Origin of the sequence: Georgenia sp. SYP-B2076 (genome assembly GCF_003991205.1) — a bacterium.
Taxonomy (GTDB): domain Bacteria; phylum Actinomycetota; class Actinomycetes; order Actinomycetales; family Actinomycetaceae; genus Georgenia.
On the sequence record NZ_RXOZ01000032.1, the window covers coordinates 22,636 to 41,826 of the forward strand.

General features: G+C 73.6%; 19 protein-coding genes and 1 riboswitch. Of the genes, 9 read left to right on the plus strand and 10 right to left on the minus strand.

Annotated elements, in window-relative coordinates:
* Positions 1-66: 66 nt before the first annotated feature.
* From EJK16_RS12825 to EJK16_RS12840, 4 genes are read right to left on the minus strand one after another with little or no spacing between them, the layout of a single operon-like run.
* Positions 67-360 carry a hypothetical protein gene (locus EJK16_RS12825; protein ID WP_127129927.1) on the minus strand — a complete coding sequence of 98 codons (294 nt, stop codon included), beginning with the start codon at positions 358-360 and terminating at the stop codon, positions 67-69.
* Entirely contained in the window at positions 353-1,225 is an 873-nt protein-coding gene (locus EJK16_RS12830; protein ID WP_127129929.1) for a slipin family protein, read from the minus strand. The genes EJK16_RS12825 and EJK16_RS12830 overlap by 8 nt, the downstream gene beginning before the upstream one ends.
* Positions 1,222-1,989, minus strand: coding sequence for a hypothetical protein (locus EJK16_RS12835; protein WP_127129931.1), 768 nt, complete (start codon positions 1,987-1,989; stop codon positions 1,222-1,224). The genes EJK16_RS12830 and EJK16_RS12835 overlap by 4 nt, the downstream gene beginning before the upstream one ends.
* Positions 1,986-4,352 (minus strand): cbb3-type cytochrome c oxidase subunit I, encoded by a 2,367-nt coding sequence (locus tag EJK16_RS12840; protein WP_127130364.1) that lies wholly within the window; start codon positions 4,350-4,352, stop codon positions 1,986-1,988. Before EJK16_RS12840 ends, EJK16_RS12835 begins: the two co-directional genes overlap by 4 nt.
* Before the next feature lie 313 nt (positions 4,353-4,665).
* Here EJK16_RS12840 and EJK16_RS20285 point away from each other — a divergent pair, with 313 nt between their 5' ends.
* From EJK16_RS20285 to EJK16_RS12855, 3 genes are all read left to right on the plus strand, one after another.
* Positions 4,666-5,418 (plus strand): hypothetical protein, encoded by a 753-nt coding sequence (locus EJK16_RS20285; protein ID WP_240646028.1) that lies wholly within the window; start codon positions 4,666-4,668, stop codon positions 5,416-5,418.
* Positions 5,419-5,564: 146 nt separating this feature from the next.
* A riboswitch (glycine riboswitch) is annotated at positions 5,565-5,654 on the plus strand.
* A gap of 138 nt (positions 5,655-5,792) precedes the next feature.
* On the plus strand, positions 5,793-6,773 hold the full coding sequence (locus tag EJK16_RS12850; RefSeq protein ID WP_205739750.1) for a DMT family transporter: 981 nt from the start codon (positions 5,793-5,795) through the stop codon (positions 6,771-6,773).
* 44 nt (positions 6,774-6,817) lie between these two features.
* Positions 6,818-7,150 carry a TfoX/Sxy family protein gene (locus EJK16_RS12855; protein WP_127129935.1) on the plus strand — a complete coding sequence of 111 codons (333 nt, stop codon included), beginning with the start codon at positions 6,818-6,820 and terminating at the stop codon, positions 7,148-7,150.
* Between the two features lie 31 nt (positions 7,151-7,181).
* Here the strand turns inward: EJK16_RS12855 and EJK16_RS12860 are convergent, their stop codons facing one another.
* The gene (locus EJK16_RS12860; protein WP_127129937.1) at positions 7,182-7,778 is read right to left on the minus strand and encodes a LysE/ArgO family amino acid transporter; all 597 of its coding nucleotides are present in this window, start codon (positions 7,776-7,778) and stop codon (positions 7,182-7,184) included.
* A 70-nt stretch (positions 7,779-7,848) separates the two neighbouring features.
* Between EJK16_RS12860 and EJK16_RS12865 the strand changes: the two genes are divergently transcribed.
* Positions 7,849-8,727: a LysR family transcriptional regulator ArgP gene (locus EJK16_RS12865; protein ID WP_127129939.1), complete on the plus strand. Its 879-nt coding sequence runs from the start codon at positions 7,849-7,851 to the stop codon at positions 8,725-8,727.
* A gap of 91 nt (positions 8,728-8,818) precedes the next feature.
* A complete protein-coding gene (locus EJK16_RS12870; RefSeq protein WP_127129941.1) occupies positions 8,819-9,226 on the plus strand; it encodes a type II toxin-antitoxin system VapC family toxin in 408 nt (135 codons plus the stop codon).
* Positions 9,227-9,275: 49 nt separating this feature from the next.
* On the opposite strand, the gene EJK16_RS12875 is transcribed toward EJK16_RS12870, so the two are convergent.
* Positions 9,276-10,748 (minus strand): aromatic amino acid ammonia-lyase, encoded by a 1,473-nt coding sequence (locus tag EJK16_RS12875; RefSeq protein ID WP_127129943.1) that lies wholly within the window; start codon positions 10,746-10,748, stop codon positions 9,276-9,278.
* Between the two features lie 62 nt (positions 10,749-10,810).
* Between EJK16_RS12875 and EJK16_RS12880 the strand changes: the two genes are divergently transcribed.
* Positions 10,811-11,302, plus strand: a complete 492-nt coding sequence (locus EJK16_RS12880; RefSeq protein WP_240646029.1) for a protein phosphatase — start codon at positions 10,811-10,813, stop codon at positions 11,300-11,302.
* A 26-nt stretch (positions 11,303-11,328) separates the two neighbouring features.
* On the opposite strand, the gene EJK16_RS12885 is transcribed toward EJK16_RS12880, so the two are convergent.
* Together EJK16_RS12885 and EJK16_RS12890 are read right to left on the minus strand one after the other, a co-directional pair.
* Positions 11,329-11,736 (minus strand): pyridoxamine 5'-phosphate oxidase family protein, encoded by a 408-nt coding sequence (locus EJK16_RS12885; RefSeq protein WP_127129945.1) that lies wholly within the window; start codon positions 11,734-11,736, stop codon positions 11,329-11,331.
* Positions 11,737-11,934: 198 nt separating this feature from the next.
* Entirely contained in the window at positions 11,935-12,291 is a 357-nt protein-coding gene (locus EJK16_RS12890) for a GNAT family N-acetyltransferase (protein WP_127129947.1), read from the minus strand.
* Between the two features lie 70 nt (positions 12,292-12,361).
* Here EJK16_RS12890 and EJK16_RS12895 point away from each other — a divergent pair, with 70 nt between their 5' ends.
* The 3 genes from EJK16_RS12895 (at position 12,362) to EJK16_RS12905 (ending at position 15,777) form a co-directional block, all read left to right on the plus strand.
* Complete coding sequence (locus EJK16_RS12895; protein ID WP_127129949.1) at positions 12,362-13,726, plus strand: DUF4921 family protein; 1,365 nt, start codon at positions 12,362-12,364, stop codon at positions 13,724-13,726.
* 167 nt (positions 13,727-13,893) lie between these two features.
* On the plus strand, positions 13,894-15,339 hold the full coding sequence (locus tag EJK16_RS12900; protein WP_127129951.1) for a lipase maturation factor family protein: 1,446 nt from the start codon (positions 13,894-13,896) through the stop codon (positions 15,337-15,339).
* Positions 15,340-15,378: 39 nt separating this feature from the next.
* The gene (locus tag EJK16_RS12905) at positions 15,379-15,777 is read left to right on the plus strand and encodes a RidA family protein (RefSeq protein WP_205739751.1); all 399 of its coding nucleotides are present in this window, start codon (positions 15,379-15,381) and stop codon (positions 15,775-15,777) included.
* Between the two features lie 183 nt (positions 15,778-15,960).
* Here EJK16_RS12905 and EJK16_RS12910 read toward each other — a convergent pair whose 3' ends face one another.
* Both EJK16_RS12910 and EJK16_RS12915 read right to left on the minus strand, forming a co-directional pair.
* Positions 15,961-18,327, minus strand: coding sequence for a glycoside hydrolase family 65 protein (locus EJK16_RS12910; protein WP_127129955.1), 2,367 nt, complete (start codon positions 18,325-18,327; stop codon positions 15,961-15,963).
* Positions 18,324-19,058: a beta-phosphoglucomutase family hydrolase gene (locus EJK16_RS12915; RefSeq protein WP_127129957.1), complete on the minus strand. Its 735-nt coding sequence runs from the start codon at positions 19,056-19,058 to the stop codon at positions 18,324-18,326. The genes EJK16_RS12910 and EJK16_RS12915 overlap by 4 nt, the downstream gene beginning before the upstream one ends.
* Between the last annotated feature and the right edge of the window lie 133 nt (positions 19,059-19,191).

A 19,191-nucleotide genomic window follows, 5' to 3' on the forward strand; every position in this document is an offset into this window, starting at 1 on the left:
CACCCCGCACGGCGACCGCCCGGTCGGCAACCGCCCGGGCGGTCGTCGACCGGGCGCGGGGCGGCGCTACCCCTCGCGGATCCGGGCTCGCCGGGACCGCAGCAGGCGCAGCGCGCCGACGAAGGCGACCATGGCCCCGATGCCGCCGAGGACGATGCCGCCGACGAGCCAGAGGTAGAGCCCCTGCAGGGCGTCCCGCTGGCTGGTCGCCCCGGTCATCGACCCCACGAGGAACCCGAACAGCGGCGCGAGGACCGCGATGACGGTGCCGACGATGATCCGGTGGACGCCCGGCAGCTCCGCGGGGTCCATCGGCTGCTCACGGACCTCGGCGTTGCGCGGCTCCGGGGCCTCAGTCATGGTCGTCTCCGTCTCTGGCGGGCGTCGCCGGCTCCGGGGCGGCGGGCGGGCGCGCGGCGGGACGTGGCGCGTGCCCGTTGGACGCGGACGTGCCGAGCTTGTCCATCAGGTGCGGCAACGTCCCCAGGAACGGGCCGATGATGTCGATCGGCAGGGGGAACACCACCGTGGAGTTCTGGTCCGCCCCGAGCTCCAGGAGCGTCTGGAGGTATCGCAGCTGCAGCGACGCGGGGCTGCGGCTCAGCGTGTCCGCGGCCTGCCGGAGCTCCTCGGAGGCCTGGAGCTCGCCGCGGGCGTTGATGATCTTCGCCCGCCGCTCCCGCTCCGCCTCCGCCTCCCGGGCCATGGCCCGCTGCATCGCCTCGGGGATCTCGACGTCCTTGATCTCCACCACGTTGACCTGCACGCCCCACGGGGCCGTCTGGGCGGCGATGCTCTGCGCCAGGTCCTCGTTGAGATCGGCGCGGTGGGCGAGCAGCGTGTCCAGATCCGCGCGGCCCACCACCGACCGCAGCGTGGTCTGCGCGATCTGCGACGTCGCGACGGCGTGGTTCTCCACCGCCATGACGGACTGGACCGGGTCGGTCACCTGGAACAGGACGACGGCGTTGACCCGGGCCGGGACGTTGTCCTTGGTGATGACCTCCTGCGGCGGGATGGTCAGCGTCACCACCCGCAGGTCCACCCGGACCATCTTGTCGATGCCGGGGAAGAGCAGCCGCACCCCCGGCCCCAGCGGCTCGCGCAACCGACCCAGGCGGAACGCGACGCCCCGCTCGTATTCCCGGACCACCTTCACCGACACGGTCAGCGCCGCTACCACCACGGCCACCAGGACGACGGCCACCACCTGCCACGGGCTCATCGCCGCCCCCTCCTGCTCCACCCGCCCGGCGGGTCCTCGTCCTCGGCCAGCGACTCGAACGCGCCCCACCGCGTGGCGAACCGGTCCGTCGGCGGCGCCGCAGCCACAGGCCCGGCCGCCGCGGGCCCGGCCGTCACGGCGCCGGCCACCCGGTCCGAGCGGTAGCCGGAACGACGCCGGAGCTCGCGCGAGCGCTCGACGGCGCGGGCGGCCGCCGCGGCGTCGGGCCGCTCGACCTTGACGTGATCGGGGAACGCCGCCGGCGACCGGCGCAGGTGCGACCACAGGGGCCAGCTGCCGAGGGCGACGACGGCCAGCGACGCGGCGAGCACGAGCAGCTCGGCGGAGGTCCGCCCGCCCAGCATCATCCCCAGCGGCCATACCGCTCCCAGGACGGCCACGGCGCAGGCGATGCCCCGGTGGAACCGCTCCGCCTCCGAGCTCGGCCAGGGGTCGACGTTTCGGCTGATCTCCCGGCCGTGGTCCGACGTCGTGCAGGTGTCCTTGACGGGGCAGGCGTTGCAGACCGCCGGGCTCGCCCGGTAGCGCATCACCCGGTTCTCGGGGTCGAACGACTGGGGCCAGAGCCACTGGTCCTCGGGGCAGACCCACGCGTCGTGGTCCGCGTGGTACGTGAAGGCTCCCGAGCGCCACGCCGCCGTGCGGGTGGCCGTGCGCCGCGCCATGGAGTCGAGCCCGAAGGCCACCACGAGCAGCACCACCGCGTAGGCGGCCGCGAGCCAGACGGCGATGTCGACCCTCATCGCGCCTCCCCGCCCGAGGGCGTGCCCTCGGGATCGGTGCGGCGCCGGTCCGAGCCGTACCGGCTCGTGCCGCTGCCGCCGCCCTCGGCGGAAGCGGCCCGGCCCGCCGCGGTGACGGCGTCGATGACGAACAGCTCCTCCTGCGGCACCTCGAGCGTCGTCGACCTGATGCGGTGGCGGACCCCGAGCCAGGTGATCCACAGGAACGGCAGGACGCCGCCGATGATGAACACCAGGTCACCGGGCATGCGCAGCCACTCCAGCACCGCGTTGCCGGTCTGGGTGAGGTAGCCGAGCTCGCGGGCCTCGAAGTAGCCGTTGTTGACGGAGTACCAGAGCTGGATGACGCCGAGGGGCAGCAGGGTCGCGAACACCATCCAGGCCAGGCCGATGTTCAGCGACCAGAAGGAGACCTTGGCGAGTGTGTCGGGCCAGCGCCGGGGCGGGATGAGATAGCGCAGGGCGAACAGCGACAGGCCGACGCCCATCATCCCGTAGACGCCCATCATCGCGCCGTGGGCGTGGTTCGCCGTCAGCGCGGTGCCGATCTGGTAGTAGGAGATGATCGGCAGGTTGATGAGGAACCCGAACACCCCGGCGCCGAGGAAGTTCCAGAACCCGACCGCCACCAGGAACATCACGGCCCAGCGGTGCGGGAACGGCGCGGAGCTGCGGGACTCCTGCCGCGACCCGAGCTGGAGGAAGCTCCACGCCTCGATCGTCAGGAACGTCAGCGGGATGACCTCCAGCGCCGAGAAGAACGCCCCCAGCGCCATGTGCTCCACGGGCGTGCCCGAGAAGTACAGGTGGTGCATGGTCCCCAGGACGCCGCCCGCGGAGTAGAGGATCACGTCGAGGAAGATGATCTGCATGGCGATGCGGTGCCGCACCACGCCGAGCATCACGAAGATGTAGGCCACCATCACCGTGGTGAACAGCTCGAGGAAGTCCTCCACCCACAGGTGCACCACCCAGAACCGCCAGAACTCGGCGACCGTCAGGTGCGTCCGGGTGCCGGCCAGCATCCCCACGGCGTAGAAGCCCGGGATGGCGAGTCCGGCGTAGAAGAACAGCCACGGCAGGTTCCCCCGGTGCTCGGTCTTGAGCCGGGAGCGGATGGTGCGGTAGATGATCGCGATCCACAGGAACATGCCGATCGTGAGGATGCCCTGCCACACCTTCGGCAGGTCCAGGTACTCCCACTGCTGGTCCCACAGCGGGGAGCCGGCGGCCCACCCGACCCCGAAGATGCTCATCGCCTCGCCCACGAACGAGCCGGCGATCACCAGGGCCAGCGCGCCCAGCAGGCCGTACGTGAGCACGTGCTGGTTCTTCGGCTCGCGCCCGGAGACGTACGGGGCGAGGAAGATCCCCGCGGCCAGGAACGAGGCCGCGGTCCACAGCAGCGAGAGCTGGACGTGCCAGGTGCGGGCGAGGTTGTAGGGCAGGATCCGGGCGAGGTCGAACCCGAAGAAGCCCGTCAGCTCGGCCCGGTAGTGCTCCGCGGCCGCGCCGAGCAGCGCCTGCGCGAGGAACAGCACGGCGACGACGAGGAAGTACCACGCCGTCGCCCGCTGCGCCGGCGTGACCGCCACCTCGCCGGGCTGCTTGAACGCGAGCACCGGCGCCTCGGTGCTGTGCCAGCCCACGTTCCGGCTCCACCGGCCGTAGACGGCGAACAGGGCCCCGGTGCCGGCGAGGAGCGCCACCAGCGACAGTCCGCTCCAGACCAGGATGTCCGCCGTCGGCCTGTTGTTCACCAGCGGCTCGGGCGGCCAGTTGTTGGTGTAGGAGTAGCCGTGCCCGGGGCGCTCCGCCGCGGCGGCCCACGCCGTCCACGCGAAGAAGGACGTCAGCGCGCGGATGTCCGCCGGGTCGGTGATCGCGTTGGGGATGAGGCCGTACCGCGTGGTCGGGGAGCCGAAGAAGTCGGCGTAGTGCCCCTGGATCTCCTCGAACGCCGCCACCTGCAGGTCGCTGATCCGCAGCGTCCCGGAGGCCTCGTCGTAGGTGTTCGTGCGCAGGAGCTTCACCAGCTCCGCCTGGGGGTCCTGGACGCCCGAGTCGCGCAGCGCATCGAGCACGAAGGTCGCGGACCGGCGCAGGTAGTCGGCCGTGTAGTCCGGTCCGAGGTAGCCGCCGTGACCGACGATCGAGCCGTACTGCTGCAGCCCGCGGCGCAGGAAGATCTGCTGTCCCGCGGTGATGTCCTCGCCGGTGAAGACCACGTCGCCCTGGCTGTCGACCACCCGGTCCGGCAGGGGCATGGAGTCGGTGTAGGTCCGCATGGCCAGCAGGCCCATGATGAAGAACCCGAACAGCATGACGAGCGCGACGCCCTGCACCCACCCCTTGGAGACCATGAACCCGGTGCGACCCTGGCGTGCGTCCGGAGCAGTCTGGACCACAGCAGCCCTCCTCTGAGAAGTCCCCGGGTCGACCGCGAAGGACGCTCGCCGACGGCGCTCGCCTCACGGCCTCCCCTGGCGACGGTGCGGGCCGGGGGACGGGGCAGTTCTGCAGGTTTCCGCGTGCACCGCGAACGTAGCGGAGAACACAAACAGAAGACAGCGAAGAAAATCCGTGAAATTCGACTGCCGCACCGCACCACCCCCGCGGGCAAACCTGAGCTCCCGGGACGGGGTGCCGGAGGCCGTGACCGGGCAGGATGGGCGTGTGGCGCTGACCCCGAGCCCGGACCTGTCGGCAGCGGCCTGGATCGCCCGGAGCGACCAGCCGTGGGACGAGCTGGTCACCTTCGGCCCGCGAGGCTTCCCGGCGTACGCCCGGCTGCGGTTCCTGCCCGACCCCACGCACCCGGGGCAGAGCGAGAACGACGTCCACCCGGCCGAGGATGCGCCGCCCGAGAGCGAGCAGCTGCGCGGCGCGCTGGACACGCTGGCGCGCCACACGGACACGCCCGACCGGTGCTACTTCTGTCTCTGGGACGGCTGGGGCGACCTCGAGGGTGGCGAGGGCGCCCGGCCCGTCAACCCGCTGACCGGCGCCGTCTCGGCCCTCGCCCGACGGCTCCGGCGGGCCACGGGCCGCCGGCGCGCGCTCCCCGCGGTCTACAGCGACCCGGCAGCGGGCCTGCGCCGTGGCCCACCGATCGCGCCGGCGTTTCCCCGCTCGGTGCTGGACGGGCCCAAGGTCGTCGTCCCGAACCGCGCCTTCTACCTGTTCCAGGGGAGGCTGACCGACTTCGGGGACTGGGGCGCCGCCGAGATGTGGCCCGGCCGCCCGAGGTCCCTCGCCGAGCCCGCGTTCGTCTGGCCGGCCGACCACGCCTGGTGCGTCGCCAGGGACGTCGACCCGCACTGGGCCGGGATCGGTGCCGACCAGTCGGCCATCGACGAGCTCGTCGCGGATCCCCGGCTCGACCTCGTCCGGGCCGATCCCCGCGAACGGCCGCCGACCTACTACTGACCGCGGCGACGCCAGCACGATCAGGAGGCCCGGCGCGTCATGCCCCGGCCGGAGCCGGCGACCAACACCACACCCCGCGGGGACCGCGCGTTTGGTCCTACTGACGTCCGATGCGGCATACTTGACCTGACAACTGAACATGCCACCGAACCGCAGCGGGAGAGTCCCGCAGCAGCGGGCGCCGAAGGAGCAACCTCCCCGGGAATCTCTCAGGCCCCCCAGACCGCCGCGGCGAGGCTCCTCTGGAAAGCAACCCTCACGGGTTCACCGACGGTGTAAGCGGGCCCGGCCCGCGAAAGCTCTCAGGTCCGATGACAGAGCGGGGAACACCCACCCGTTCTGCGCGCCTCGGCGCGTTCGCCCTGAGGAGTTCTGTGGCCCTGTCCGTCGACGCGCCCGTGCGCGCGCACGAAGTCGTCCCGCCTGAGCCGGCACCGGTCCGCCGGGTGCCGTCCGGCGCCCCGCGCCCCAACCGCCGGCTCGGTGTGCTCGCCATCGTCGTCTCCGCCACCGCGATGGGCACCGCAGGCGTGTTCGGCCGGATGGCCGCCCCGCCCGGCGCGCTGATCGGCGAGGCGCTCACGATGGGCCGCATGCTGGTCGGCGCGCTCGGCATGCTGGCCATCCTCACGGTCGCGCGCCGCCTCGGCGTCCTGCGCCGCACCCGGCTGTCCTGGTCCGTCGTGCTCGGCGGCGTCTTTCTCGGCCTGTCGCTCGCGACGCTCCTGTCCGCGACCGTCCTCATCGACCTCTCGCGGGCCGTGGCGCTGCACTACCTCGGCCCGGTCCTGGCGACCGTCCTCGCCCGCGTGCTGCTCAAGGAGTCGATCACCCGTGTCGAGCTGCTCTCCCTGGCGGGGAGCTTCCTCGGGATGATGCTGGCCGCCGGCCTGATCGGGGGGCAGCCGGCGCCGAGCTCCGACCAGCCGGTCCTGGGCACCGTGCTGGGCGTCGTCTCCGGGGTCTTCTACGGGGCGGCGCTCCTGTGCTACCGCTACCGCACCGACATGCCGGCGGACATCCGCAGCTTCTGGAACTTCGCCTTCGGCACCCTGGGCACCGCGGGCATGGTCGCGCTGACGCGGCCCGACATCTCCGGCATGACCGCCACGCACTGGGCGTGGGCCGTCGCGTTCTTCCTCGTCTGCGGCCTGCTCGCCCTGGGTCTGCTCGTCGTGGCCGGCAAGCACCTGCGCGCCGCGGAGCTCTCGAGCCTGTCCTACTGGGAGGTCGTGGTGGCGCTGCTGCTCGGCGCCGCCGTGTTCGGGGAGTCCATCTCGCTGGCCGCCGCCATGGGCGCCGGGCTCATCGTCGCTGCGGCCGTCCTCCCCCTGGTCGCCGGTCGGCGCGCCTAGACCTCGTGGGCCGTCGTCCCGTCCGTCCGCGCGATACTGGCGTCATGGCGTACGAGGAAGACCTCGCCGACCGCGTCCGGGAGATCGTGCGGGACGAACCCGGCCTCACCGAGAAGCGCATGTTCGGTGGCCTGGCCTTCCTCCTGAACGGCCACCTGGCGGTCGGCGCCAGCGGCCAGGGCGGGCTGCTGCTCCGGGTCGACCCAGCTCTGACCGAGTCGTTGGTCGACGAGCCGCACGTGCGCCGCATGGAGATGCGCGGGCGGGCGATGGACGGCTGGCTCCACATCGACACCGCCGCGGCCCGGACCGAGGAGGCCCTGCGGCGGTGGGTCGCGCAGGGGGTCGCCTACACGAGGTCGCTCCCGCCCAGGTGAGCACGGGTCCTCGGCAGGCCGCGGGCGTCGGTCATCCGAGCACCAGCCTGACGGCGAGGGTCAGCATGACGACGCCGATGAGGAGGTCCAGGACCCGCCACGTGGACGGCCGGCTCAGCACGCGGGAGGCCCGCCGCGCGCCGAGGCCGAGCCCGGTGAACCAGAGCACGCTGCCGAGGACGGCGCCGGCGGCGAACCACCAGCGCTCGGGGCCGTACTGGTTGGCGATGGAGCCGAGCAGGAGCACGGTGTCGAGGTACACGTGGGGGTTGAGGAAGGTCAGGGCGAGCGTGGTGGCGATCACCGCTCTGCGCCCCGGACGTCCTCCCTCCAGCGCACGGAGGGCCTGCCGCCGGCGCGCGCTCCACAGCGACCGGACGCCGTAGCCGGCGAGGTAGAGCGCCCCGACCCACCGCAGAGCCGTCAACACCGCGGGGTGGTCCCGCACCACCGAGCCCACGCCGGAGACCCCGACGCCGATGAGCAGGACGTCGGAGACCGTGCAGATGGCCACGACGATGCCGACATGGTGGCGGAGCAGGCCCTGCCGCAGGACATAGGCGTTCTGGGCGCCGATGGCGACGATGAGCGAGAGGCCGGTGAACAGGCCGGGGAGCAGAGCGGGCACAGGCTCGACCCTAAGGAGGCCGCCCCATGAAGTGAAGCGACACTTTCTGCACTCCGGTTAGCATTTCTTCATGCGAGTCCGGACGGAACAGCTCGCGGCGCTCATGGCGATCGTCGATGCCGGCAGTTTTGAGGCGGCCGCACGGCACCTCTCGGTCACCCCTTCGGCGGTGAGCCAGCGCATCCGGGCACTGGAGTCCGACGTCGGCCAAGTTCTCCTGGTCCGCGCGATCCCGGCCCGGACGACGAGGGCCGGTGACGTGCTGCTCGGGCTGGCGCGCCAGCAACAGCTCCTGGAGAGCGAGGCCCTCGCGGAGCTCTCGGCCGGCGGGGCGCCGGTCATGGACCTGCCCGTTGCCGTCAACGCTGACTCGCTCGCGACCTGGTTCGTCCGGGTCCTGGACGAGTGCGCCACCTGGAGCGACGTCACCATGCGGCTGCACGTCGAGGATCAGGGCCACTCCGCGGCGCTGCTGCGCGCCGGGGCCGTCCTCGGGGCGGTCACCTCCGACCCCGTCGCCGTCCAGGGCTGCTCGGTCGAACGGCTCGGGACGATGCGCTACATCCCGGTGGCGGCGCCCCGGCTCGCCGGCCGCTGGGAACAGGGGCGCGGGTACGACTGGGCCGCCATGCCGGTCATCCGGTTCAACGCCAAGGACGACCTGCAGCAGCGGCTGCTCGCGACCCACGGCGTCACCGGCAGCCCGCCCACCCATGTCGTCCCCTCCTCGGAGGGGTTCCTGGCCGCGGTGCGCGCGGGGCTCGGGTGGGGCGCGGTGCCTCAGGACCAGCTGGGCGACGACCTCGAGACCGGCCGCCTGGTCCGGCTCGCCGCCCGCGAGCGGATCGACGTGTCGCTGTACTGGCAACGCTGGCGGCTCCGCTCCCCCAGCATCGAGCGCATCACCGCGGCCGTGCGAGCGGCCGCGGCGGACCTCCTCAACCCCTGACAGGTGTCGAACCCAGCGCGCCCGAAAGTGCCCGGTCGCGCTCGCCCACGATGCCACACTGCGACATGCCCCTGCCGATCGGAGGTCCTCGATGACCAGGTTCGTCGTCGACGCCGGCGCCGTCCTCCACCTCGCGGCGACGGGCGCCACCGTCCCCGACGTCCACGCCCTCCTCGCCCCGACGCTCCTGCGGTCGCACACCCTCTCGGCGTTGCACGAGGCCGTCTTCCGCGGCGAGCTCCCGGCCGACGTCGCGCTCGACCGCCTCGCCGCCGTGGGGCGGATGAAGATCAGGCTGCTCGGCGACGCCGTGCTCCGGCGCCGCGCGTGGGAGCTGGCGGACCGGCTGCGCTGGCCGTCCACCCTCGACGCCGAGTACGTGGCCCTCACCCAGCTGCAGGCGGACGCCCTCGTCACCGCGGACGACGAGCTCGCGCGGGCCGTCCGCGACGTCGTGCGGACGGCGCCGATCGCCGCGCTCCTCGACCCGTCCGCGTGACGACGGCCCGTCCGCGTGACGACGGCCCGTCCGCGTGACGACCTCCGCGCTACGCGTCTCCTCGCCCCGGCCGCGGCCCCCTCAGGGCGCGGTGGACGTCGTCGGGAAAAGGCCCGGCGGCGGCGATGACCTGCTCGACCCGGCGGAGGGTCGCGTCCGTGCCCGCGCCGAGGACGGGCCGGCTGGGCGCCGCGGCGAGCACGTCCCGGGCCAGCAGCAGCTCGATGGCCAGCAGGTCGTCCAGCAGGTCGAGGGCGGCATCCGTCCTGCGCACGCTGAGGGGCGCGCCGGTGGCATGGTCCTCGACGCCGAGGTCGAGCGGCGGCGTGTCGAGCGTCACGGGTGCCGCGAGCTGCTTCAGCTCGGAGAACAGGGCCGCCGCCGGGTAGCGCAGCGGCAGGCCGTACAGGCTGCCCGGGGGCCGGCCGCCCGCCTGCCGGAAGAACGCGTCCCACAGGTGCGCCATCCGGCGTTCGCTCAGCTGCCCGACGTGCGCCAGGGCGATCCGCAGCGCCTCGAACGCGATCGCCATCACCATCGGATGGAAGTTCCCGTTGCTGATCGTCGCCTGCTCGCGCACGGACACGAGCGGGTTGTCGGCGGCGGCGTTCAGCTCGGTCCAGACCGCGTGCGACGCCGCGGCCACGTACTCGCGCAGCGCGCCGTGGACCTGCGGAACGACGCGGAACGAGAGCGCGTCCTGGACGGACCGGGCGCCGCCGGGCGCCGTCAGGCCGCTGCCGGCGAGCATCCGACGTAGGTGGTCTGCGGCGGCGACCTGCCCGGGGATCGGCTTGGCCCGCCCGACGGCGGGCCCGATCACCGAGACGTTGGCGCCCGTGGCCTCCATCGACAGCGCCGCGGCGTCGTCGGCGGCCTCCGCGGCCCGCGCGGCCCGCGCACCCACGAGCGCCGCCTGCCCGACCGAGACGCCGTTGGCCGAGATCAGCGCCAGGCCGTCCTTGCCGCCGAGCACGAGCGGGACGATCCCGGCGCGTCGCATGGCCTCCCCGCCGGGCAGGACCTCGCCGCGGTGCTCCGCGCGGCCCTCGCCGATCGCGACCTGCGCGATGCCGGCCATCTGCGAGAGGTCGCCGGCCCCCACCGAGCCGGTCTCGGGCACGATCGGATGGACGCCGGCGTTGAGCATGGCGGCCAGGGCCTCCGCGACCGCGACCGCGGCACCCGAACCGCCGCGGGCGATGCCGTTCAGGCGCACGGCCAGGGCGGCGCGCACGGCAGCGGTGGGCAGGGGCGGGCCGACGCCCCCGAAGTGCGACATGACGAGAAAGCGTTGCTCGCCGCGGACCTGCTCGTCCGTGAGCCGCGTGTCCTTGCCGTGGCCGACCTGGGTCGTCAGGCCGTAGACGGCCTGACCGGCGGCGAGCGCACGGTCCACGATCTGGCGACCGGCCGCGATCCGGGCGCGGACCGCGCCGTCCAGCTCGACCGGTGCGCCGTCGACCACGGCAAGCAGGTCCGCCACCGCCATGGGCGCCTCGGTGATCGTCACGGCCCTCATGAGGACTCCCTCCCGACGGCGCTCACGGTGCCCGCCTGCGTCCTGCCACCGATACTGGAGCGATGCGATCCGCGCGCGGCTCGGACGGGCGTGCGGCCGGCGACGGCTTCGAGCCCTGGCCCCTGGTGGCGGGCGTCCTCCAGCTGCCCGACGGGCGCCGCGTGCGCGGGCGGGGCCTGAGACGGCCGGCCCCCGGGGGCCCCGACCCGGACCACGGGTACTACCTCACCGGGCTGCCCCCGCCCCCGCTCGGCTGGGACAGCAGGTGGGTCCCGTGGCCCGACTTCCTGCTGCCCCTGGGCTGGCGCCGGGCGGCCCGGGCGCTCGTCCTGGCGCACCAGCAGGCCGCGCACAGCCGCGTCGAGCTCGCGTGCCACGCCGGCCGGGGACGGACGGGCACCGCCCTGGCGTGCATGAGCACCCTCGGCGGGCTGACGGCCCGGGAGGCGATCGGGTACGTCAGGACGCACTACGACAGGCATGCCGTCGACACACCGTGGCAACGAGGGTTCGTCCGCTGGTTCGCGCGGCGTGCGCGCACCCTCGAAAACTGACGCACCCGCGAGAGCGCTGCACCGCGTCAGCCGTCGGTCGTGGCGATCCGCCGGCCGGAGATATCCTCGATGCCGATGGCGATGGAGATCGCCTCCTCACGGATGACCCACGAGTCGACGGCCGGCCGCGCCGCGTTCACGAGCGGGTCGCCCATCAGCTGCGCCCGGCCCGTCACCGTCACGGACCAGCCGGTCCGGTTCCCGACGTCGATCGACTCGACGCCGAACGCCATGACGGCGTCGCGCGCCGCCGCCGCCAGCTTGCCGCCGTACCCGGTGGCGACGACCACCTCGTTCTCATGGACGACGAAGTTGACCGGCACCAGGTGCGGCCGCCCCGACCCGCAGTACGCGAGCCAACCAATCGGCACCGTGGCGAGCAGCCTCAGGCAGTCCGCCCTCGACAGCCCCTCGAGGTACGTGTCGGGCGCCATGGCGTGTCCCCTCGTCGATGCGGCAGCGCACCTCCGCCCCGCCCGCTTGGCCGGCCTCGGGAAGAGGCCGCGTGGCGGAGGGTCCGGGAGCGGATGAGCGCCGTCAGTCTTGCAGCCGGGCCCCGCGCGGTCGAGAGGTTCCGGCCCGGCGGGACAGGAGCGGTGAGCAGAGGGGCCGGCGGCGCGGGCGGGTGGTGCTCACGACCGCTCGCCGGGAGCCGGCCCGGCCGCGGCCTCCAGGGTCAGCTCGTGGTCCCGCACGATCCGCAGCGCGCGCCGCGTGACCGGCCGGGCCAGGTCGTCGTACTCGTGGTGGCGCCCCACGTAGGCGGCCACGTACGGGCACACGGGCACGACCCGCAGCCCGGCGGCGCGGGTCTCCTCGAGCGCGCGCGCGACCAGCCGACCGGCCAGGCCCTGGCCGGCGTACTCCTTGCCGGTCTCCGTGTGGAAGAAGATCCGCAGCCCGTCGTCGTCGACGAACTGCGTCAGCCCTGCGGTCGTGCCGTCGACGACGATCTCGAACTGGCCCTTGTTCTGCGTGACGGTCTCCATACCTGCCCGAACACGACACGGGATGACGGCATTCCGCGTCCGCGCCCGGACCCGCGCGTACGGTGCAGCCATGCGCGTGCCCGACGTGCCCGACGGCGGGCCGCTGACCCGGATGGCGGACGGCACCATCAAGCAGGTCAACCCCCTGACCGGGACCCAGGTGTGGACGGTGCCGGGGCGCGCCCACCGGCCCCTGCGCGCCACGGCGACGGCGCCCGCACCGCTGGACCCGGCGGCCGCCGGCCGCCTCTGCGCGTTCTGCGAGCGGAACTATCTTCGGACGCCGCCGGAGAAGTCCCGTCTCGTCCGCCGAGCGGGCCGGGGCGACGGCGGGCCCGGCCGGGGCGACGGCGGCCGCTGGGAGGTGCTGGAGAACCTGCCCGCCGAGCGGCTGGACGACACCGTCGCCGAGTTCCGCCGGGTGCCCAACCTCTTCGAGATCCTTCCCTACGAGTACTGGCGCGCGAACTACGGCTACGCGCCGCCGGCCGCAGCCGAGGCACACCGGCGCGCCTACTTAGCCTCCCCCGCCGGTCGCGCGCACGTGCTCGCCGTCGTCCACGACCGGCTGCTGGCCGAGGGGCGCACCGAGGCCGAGTGGAGCGCCATGACGGAGGGGGAACGGCTCGCCCTGTCCGCCGCCTTCTTCGCGGGCGGGCACGACCTCGTCGTCGCCCGCCGGCACGTCGTCGACGGCGCCACCACCGACGCCGAGCTGGCCTCCGCCGGGACGCTCACGCCCGGGGAGCACCACCACTTCACGGCCTACACCGCCGCGGCGGCGCGCTCGCTCTACGAGGCGATCCCGTACGCCCGGTACGTGGCGGTGTTCCAGAACTGGCTGCGGCCGGCTGGTGCCTCGTTCGACCACCTCCACAAGCAGCTCGTCGCCATCGACGAGCGGGGGGCCCAGATGGAGGCCGAGCTGGAGCGCCTTGCGTCGAACCCCGACGTGTTCAACGACGCCGCGCTGAACTACGCCATCACGGCCCACCTCGTCGTGGCCGAGAACACCCACGCCGTCGCCTTCGCGGGGTTCGGGCACCGCTACCCGACGCTGGAGGTCTACTCCAAGAGCGCGCACAACGCCCCGTGGGAGCACGACGACGACGAGCTGCGCGCGGTGTCCGACGTCGTCCACGCCTGCCACGCCGCCACGGGCGTCTTGGTCCCCACGAACGAGGAGTGGCACTACCGACCCGTCGGGGTCCGGGCCCCGATGCCGTGGCGCATCATGCTGAAGTGGCGGATCTCGACCGTCGCCGGGTTCGAGGGCGGCACGAAGATCTACCTCAACACCATCGACCCGTGGGCGCTGCGCGACCGGGTGGTCGCCCGCCTGCTCGGGCTGCGTGAGCAGGGCCGGATCGCCCCCATGCAGATCGGGCGCGAGTGCCCCGCGGTCCCCGGCTCCCTGAGGTACGCGGCCGGCTGAGCGCCGCGCGCCGCCACGCCACCGGCTCGCGCCCCCGCCACCGGCTCGCGCCGCACGCCGCCCGCTCGCGCCGCACGCCGCCCGCTCGCGCCGTGCGCCCCCCGCTCGGGCTGCAACCGCCCCGCCCGGGGTGTGCAATGGGAGCAGGAGGGGGAGGGGACGCGGCCGTGGACTGGTTCGCGGCAGAGAGCTACGACGTGGCACGCTTCGTGCTGCAGCGCGGCATCGCCGCCGTCTACGTCATCGGCTTCGTCGCCGCCCTGCGCCAGTTCCGCCCGCTGCTGGGCGAGCACGGCCTGCTGCCGGTGCCGCGGTTCGTCGCCCGCGTGCCGAGCCGGCTGGCCCCGAGCCTGTTCCACTGGCGCTACTCCGACCGGCTGCTGCTCGCCGTCGCCTGGTCCGGCGGGGTCGTGGCGGCGAGCATCGTCGTCGGCCTCCCCCAGGCGGGGCCGCCCTGGTTGCCGCTGCTCGCCTTCGGCGTCGTCTGGGCCCTGTACCTGTCCATCGTCAACGTGGGCCAGGTGTTCTACAGCTTCGGCTGGGAGTCCCTGCTGCTCGAGGCCGGCTTCCTCGCCGCGTTCCTCGGCTCGGACGCCGTCGCCCCGCCCGTGACGGTGATCTTCCTGTTCCGCTGGCTCGTCTTCCGGCTCGAGTTCGGCGCCGGGCTGATCAAGATGCGCGGCGACCCCTGCTGGCGTGACCTGACCTGCCTGTACTACCACCACGAGACCCAGCCGATGCCGAACCAGGGCAGCTGGTTCTTCCACCACCTGCCCCGGCCCCTGCACAAGGTGGAGGTGGCCGCCAACCACGTCACCCAGCTCGTGGTGCCCTTCCTGCTCTTCGTGCCGCAGCCGGTGGCCTCGATCGCCGCGGGCGTCGTCGTCGTCACGCAGGGGTGGCTGATGCTCTCGGGCAACTTCGCCTGGCTCAACGCGCTGACCATGCTGCTCGCGTTCAGCGCCGTCGGCGACGACGTGCTGGACGCCGCCCTGCCGTGGAGCCCCGGGACGCAGCCGCACGCGCCCACGCCGCCGTGGTTCGTCGTCCTCGTGCTCGCCATGACCGCGGTGATGGTGGTGCTGAGCTACTGGCCGGCGCGGAACCTCCTCGACCGGCACCAGAAGATGAACGCCTCGTTCAACCGCTGGCACCTCGCGGGCGCCTACGGCGCGTTCGGCTCCATCACCCGCCGGCGGGACGAGGTGGTCGTCGAGGGCACCGAGGACGAGGACCCGTTCACGACCGACTGGCGCGAGTACGAGTTCAAGGGCAAGCCGGGCTCCCCCGGGCGCATGCCCCGGCAGTGGGCGCCCTACCACCTGCGGCTCGACTGGGGCATGTGGTTCCTCGCCCTGGGCTCGGCGGCGCAGCACCGGTGGTTCACGGTGTTCCTCATGCGGTTGCTCGAGGCGGACCGCGCCACCCTGCGGCTGCTGGCGACCGACCCGTTCGCCGGCCGCCGGCCGCGCTACGTCCGGGCCCGGGTGTTCCGCTACCGCTACTCCACGTGGGAGGAGCTGCGCCGGACCCACCAGTGGTGGAGCCGCACCGAGCGCGGGATCCTCGTCGCGCCGCAGAGCCTCGGGACGATGCGGCAGCTGCTGGGCTGAGCCCGCCAGCTCCACCACCACGCAGGCGGGAGACCAGTGATGACGCTGACCCACATCAACCCCGACGGCATGCACGCCAACCCGGCGTTCTCCCAGGCCGTGCTCCTCGACGGCCCCGGCAGGCTCCTGGTCATCGGCGGCCAGAACGCCGTCGACCCGGCCGGCGCCGTCGTCGGAACAGACCTGGCCACGCAGACCGCCCGGGCGCTCGAGAACCTCCTGACGGTGCTGGCGGCCGTCGGCGGCACCCGCGAGGACGTCGCCAAGATGACCGTCTACCTCGTCGCCGGCCAGGACGCCCGGGAGGGGTTCGCCGCCTCCCAGCGGGTGTGGGGCCAGCACCCGACGGCGATCTCGGTGCTGCAGGTCGCCGCCCTCGGCCGCCCCGAGTTCCTCGTCGAGATCGACGCCATCGCCTATCTCCCGCCCCGGGCCTGAGCCCCAATGCTGAGCCGTCAACGCCATCGGGGACAGGGCCGTGCGGGCGTCGGTGCGCGCGGACGGCGGCGACCCGCCATCGCCTTCGTCGAGCTCGGGAAGGCGGGCCGCCTGCTCAAGGGGGACGTCGACCTCGACGCGCTGCTCGGACGCTGACGCCGCCCCGGCGCCGTCCCGCGCCGGTCACACCTCGGCGGCCGCGAACCGCGCCCGGGGCCCGAGCCCGGGCGGCTGGGTCGGCGGAGGCAGCAGCGGGTCGCGGCGCCGGCACGGGCGGCTGACCGGCTCGGCGGACGTGACCATGAGCTCCTCGTCGTAGAGCCGGACCGGCAGCGCCGCGTCGACCTGGTCGGGCAGGCTGCAGCGCACCTCCTCGCCGGTCATCTCGACGAGCAGCAGCATGCCCCGCCAGCGCACCCGGAACGCCATCCTGGTGATGGCGTCGGGCAGAGCCGGGGCCAGGCAGACCCGCTCGCCGCCGGCACGCAGGCCGCCGAACCCCTCGACGAGGGCGGTCCACGTCCCGGCCAGCGAGGCGATGTGGAGCCCTTGGCTGGTGTTGTGGTGCAGGTCGCGCAGGTCCACGAGCGCCGCCTCGTGGAGGTAGTCGTGCGCCAGGCGCAGGTGGCCGGTCTCCGCGCACAGCACGGCCTGCGTGCAGGCCGACAGCGAGGAGTCCCGGACGGTCCGGCGCTCGTAGTAGTCCAGGTTTCGGGCCTTCTGCTCGGCCGTGAACGCCTCCGGGCACCAGTGCATGGCGAGCACCAGGTCCGCCTGCTTGACGACCTGCTTGCGGTAGAGCTGGAAGTACGGCGCGGACATCATCAGGGGGTAGAAGGAGTCGTCCCGGAAGTCCCACTCGGCGAACCTGGTGAAGTTCTCGCACTGGGGGTGCACGCCCAGCTCGGCGTCGTAGGGCACGTAGACCGCGTCCGCGGCGTTGCGCCACGTCGCGGTCTCCTCCGTCGTCACGCCGAGGTCACCGGCCTCGCGCGGGTGCCGCGCGCACGCCTCGGCGGCGGCGCGGAGGTTGCGCGCCGCCATGAGGTTCGTGAAGACGTTGTCGTCGACGACGGCGGTGTACTCGTCCGGCCCGGTGACGCCGTCCACGTGCCACTGGCCGTGCCGGTCGTGGTGACCGATCGAGCGCCACAGCCGGGCCGTCTCGACGAGGACCTCCAGGCCGCACTCCGTCTCGAGCTCCTCGTCGCCCGTGATGAGGCGGTACTCCTCCAGCGCCCGGGCGATGTCCGCGTTGACGTGCAGGGCCGCCGTGCCCGCCGGCCAGTAGGCCGAGGTCTCCTCGCCGCCGATGGTCCGCCACGGGAAGGCGGCGCCGGCCAGGCCGAGGGTGCCGGCACGCTGCCGCGCCAGGTCCAGCGTCGAGGCGCGCCAGCGCAGGGCGTCCGCCGCCGCCTCGGGCGCGGTCAGGGTGAGGACGGGCAGGACGAAGCCCTCGATGTCCCAGAAGGTGTGGCCGCCGTACCCGGTGCCGGTCAGCCCCTTCGCGCCGATCGCGCGGCGCTCGGTGCGGGCGCCGGCCTGGAGCACGTGGAACAGGCCGAAACGCACCGCCTGCTGCGCGACCGGGTCACCGTCGACCTCGACGTCGGCGGACGCCCAGAACGCGTCGAGGTACCTGCGCTGCGCCATCGCGAGCATGTCCCACCCCGCGTAGCGCGCGCTGGTCAGCGCGGCCGCGACCTGGTCCCGCAGGGCCGAGTCCGACCGGGTCGCCGACCAGCCGTACCCGACGTACTTGACGAGGCGGAGCGTCTGCCCGGGCCGCAGCACGCTGACGACGGTGGTCCGCGCCCAGTCGTCGCGGGCCTCGTTCTCGACGTCGTACTGCACGGGCGACTCGATGTCGTGGTCCATCCCGGCCGCGATCTGCAGGCGGCTGCGCCGGGTGCGGTGCACCAGCACCGCCCCGTGCTGCTCGACGTCCTGGGCGACGGCCTCGAGGGGCGCGTCCAGCGCCGCCGCCACGCGGGGGTCGTCGCTGTGCATCTCGGGCGGCGCCTCGTTAGCGACGAGCTCGGACTGCAGGATGACCCGGGTCTCGGAGTCGATCGCCTCCACCTCGTAGGCGATCGCGGCGATCGCGCGCTGCGCGAAGGAGACCAGGCGCGTGGACCGGATCCGCACCCGCCGGCCCGCGGGCGAGACCCACTCGGCCTCCCGGTAGAGCGTCCCGGCGCGGAAGTCCAGGACCCGCTCGTGGCTCAGCAGCCTCCCGTAGCGCACGTCGAAGGGCTCGTCGTCCACCAGCAGCCGGATGAGCTTGCCGTTGGTGACGTTGACCATCGTCTGGCCCGACTCCGGGTACCCGTACCCGCCCTCCGGGTAGGGGAGCGGGTGGCGCTCGAAGAACGAGCTCAGGTACGTGCCGGGGGTGCTGTTGGGCTCGCCCTCGTCGAGGTTGCCCCGCAGCCCGAGATGCCCGTTCGAGAGCGCGAACAGCGACTCCGTCTGCCCCAGCAGGTCCAGGTCGAGCTCGGGCTCGCGCAGGCACCAGGGCTCGACGGGCAGCACGCGCGAGTCACTCACAGCAGCTCCTCCAGGTCCCGCACCACCACGTCGGCGCCGCTGGCGCGCAGCGCGTCCGCCTGCCCGAGGCGATCCACCCCGACGACGTAGCCGAAGCCGCCGGCCCGGCCGGCCTGCACCCCGGCCAGCGCGTCCTCGAAGACGGCGGCGTCCGCGGGCTCCACACCGAGCCGGCGTGCGGCCTCGAGGAACGTGTCGGGGGCGGGCTTGCCCGTCAGGCCCCGTTGCCGGGCCACGACGGCGTCGACCACGCCGTCGAAGAGCGGGGCGATGCCGGTCACGCCGAGCACCAGACGCGTGTTGGCGCTGCTCGAGACCACCGCCCGAGCGAGCCCCGCGGCCCGCGCGGCCTCGACGTAGCGACGGCTGCCCTCGTACACCTCGACACCGTCGTCCTCGATGAGCCGGAGCAGCAGCTCGTTCTTCCCGTTGCCGAGGCCGTAGACCGTCTCCGTCGCGGGCCCGTCCTCGGGCGTCCCCTCGGGAAGGACGATCCCGCGGCTGCCCAGGAAGTCCCGCACCCCGTCCACGCGCCGCTTCCCGTCGACGTAGGTGGCGTAGTCGGCCCGTGGGTCGAAGGGCACGAACGTCGACCCGGTGCGGCGCGCGCGCTCGCGCAGGTAGCCGTCGAACGCGTGGGACCAGGCGGCACGGTGGACCTCTGCCGTGCGCGTGAGGACGCCGTCGAGGTCGAACAGGCATGCCCGCACACCGTCGGGAAGACCCAGCATGGACGCTCCTTGCCTCGATCCGTCCCGTCAGTTTCGCTGCGCCGCCGCCCGGCTGCCATCGGGGGCGCCCGACGGCGGGGCGCCGGCACCGCTGCGGGGCCCATGTCGGCGCTCCCGCGTCCGAACCCGGATC

What these genes read in the sequence shown, in the direction of transcription:
- EJK16_RS12915 (WP_127129957.1), bottom strand. Translation starts at nt 19,058, where the DNA reads ATGCTGGGTCTTCCCGACGGTGTGCGGGCATGCCTGTTCGACCTCGAC.
- EJK16_RS12875 (WP_127129943.1), bottom strand. Translation starts at nt 10,748, where the DNA reads ATGAGGGCCGTGACGATCACCGAGGCGCCCATGGCGGTGGCGGACCTG.
- EJK16_RS12855 (WP_127129935.1), top strand. Translation starts at nt 6,818, where the DNA reads ATGGCGTACGAGGAAGACCTCGCCGACCGCGTCCGGGAGATCGTGCGG.
- EJK16_RS12840 (WP_127130364.1), bottom strand. Translation starts at nt 4,352, where the DNA reads ATGGTCTCCAAGGGGTGGGTGCAGGGCGTCGCGCTCGTCATGCTGTTC.
- EJK16_RS12870 (WP_127129941.1), top strand. Translation starts at nt 8,819, where the DNA reads ATGACCAGGTTCGTCGTCGACGCCGGCGCCGTCCTCCACCTCGCGGCG.
- EJK16_RS12835 (WP_127129931.1), bottom strand. Translation starts at nt 1,989, where the DNA reads ATGAGGGTCGACATCGCCGTCTGGCTCGCGGCCGCCTACGCGGTGGTG.
- EJK16_RS12865 (WP_127129939.1), top strand. Translation starts at nt 7,849, where the DNA reads ATGCGAGTCCGGACGGAACAGCTCGCGGCGCTCATGGCGATCGTCGAT.
- EJK16_RS12825 (WP_127129927.1), bottom strand. Translation starts at nt 360, where the DNA reads ATGACTGAGGCCCCGGAGCCGCGCAACGCCGAGGTCCGTGAGCAGCCG.
- EJK16_RS12880 (WP_240646029.1), top strand. Translation starts at nt 10,811, where the DNA reads ATGCGATCCGCGCGCGGCTCGGACGGGCGTGCGGCCGGCGACGGCTTC.
- EJK16_RS12905 (WP_205739751.1), top strand. Translation starts at nt 15,379, where the DNA reads ATGACGCTGACCCACATCAACCCCGACGGCATGCACGCCAACCCGGCG.
- EJK16_RS12830 (WP_127129929.1), bottom strand. Translation starts at nt 1,225, where the DNA reads ATGAGCCCGTGGCAGGTGGTGGCCGTCGTCCTGGTGGCCGTGGTGGTA.
- EJK16_RS12885 (WP_127129945.1), bottom strand. Translation starts at nt 11,736, where the DNA reads ATGGCGCCCGACACGTACCTCGAGGGGCTGTCGAGGGCGGACTGCCTG.
- EJK16_RS12890 (WP_127129947.1), bottom strand. Translation starts at nt 12,291, where the DNA reads ATGGAGACCGTCACGCAGAACAAGGGCCAGTTCGAGATCGTCGTCGAC.
- EJK16_RS12895 (WP_127129949.1), top strand. Translation starts at nt 12,362, where the DNA reads ATGCGCGTGCCCGACGTGCCCGACGGCGGGCCGCTGACCCGGATGGCG.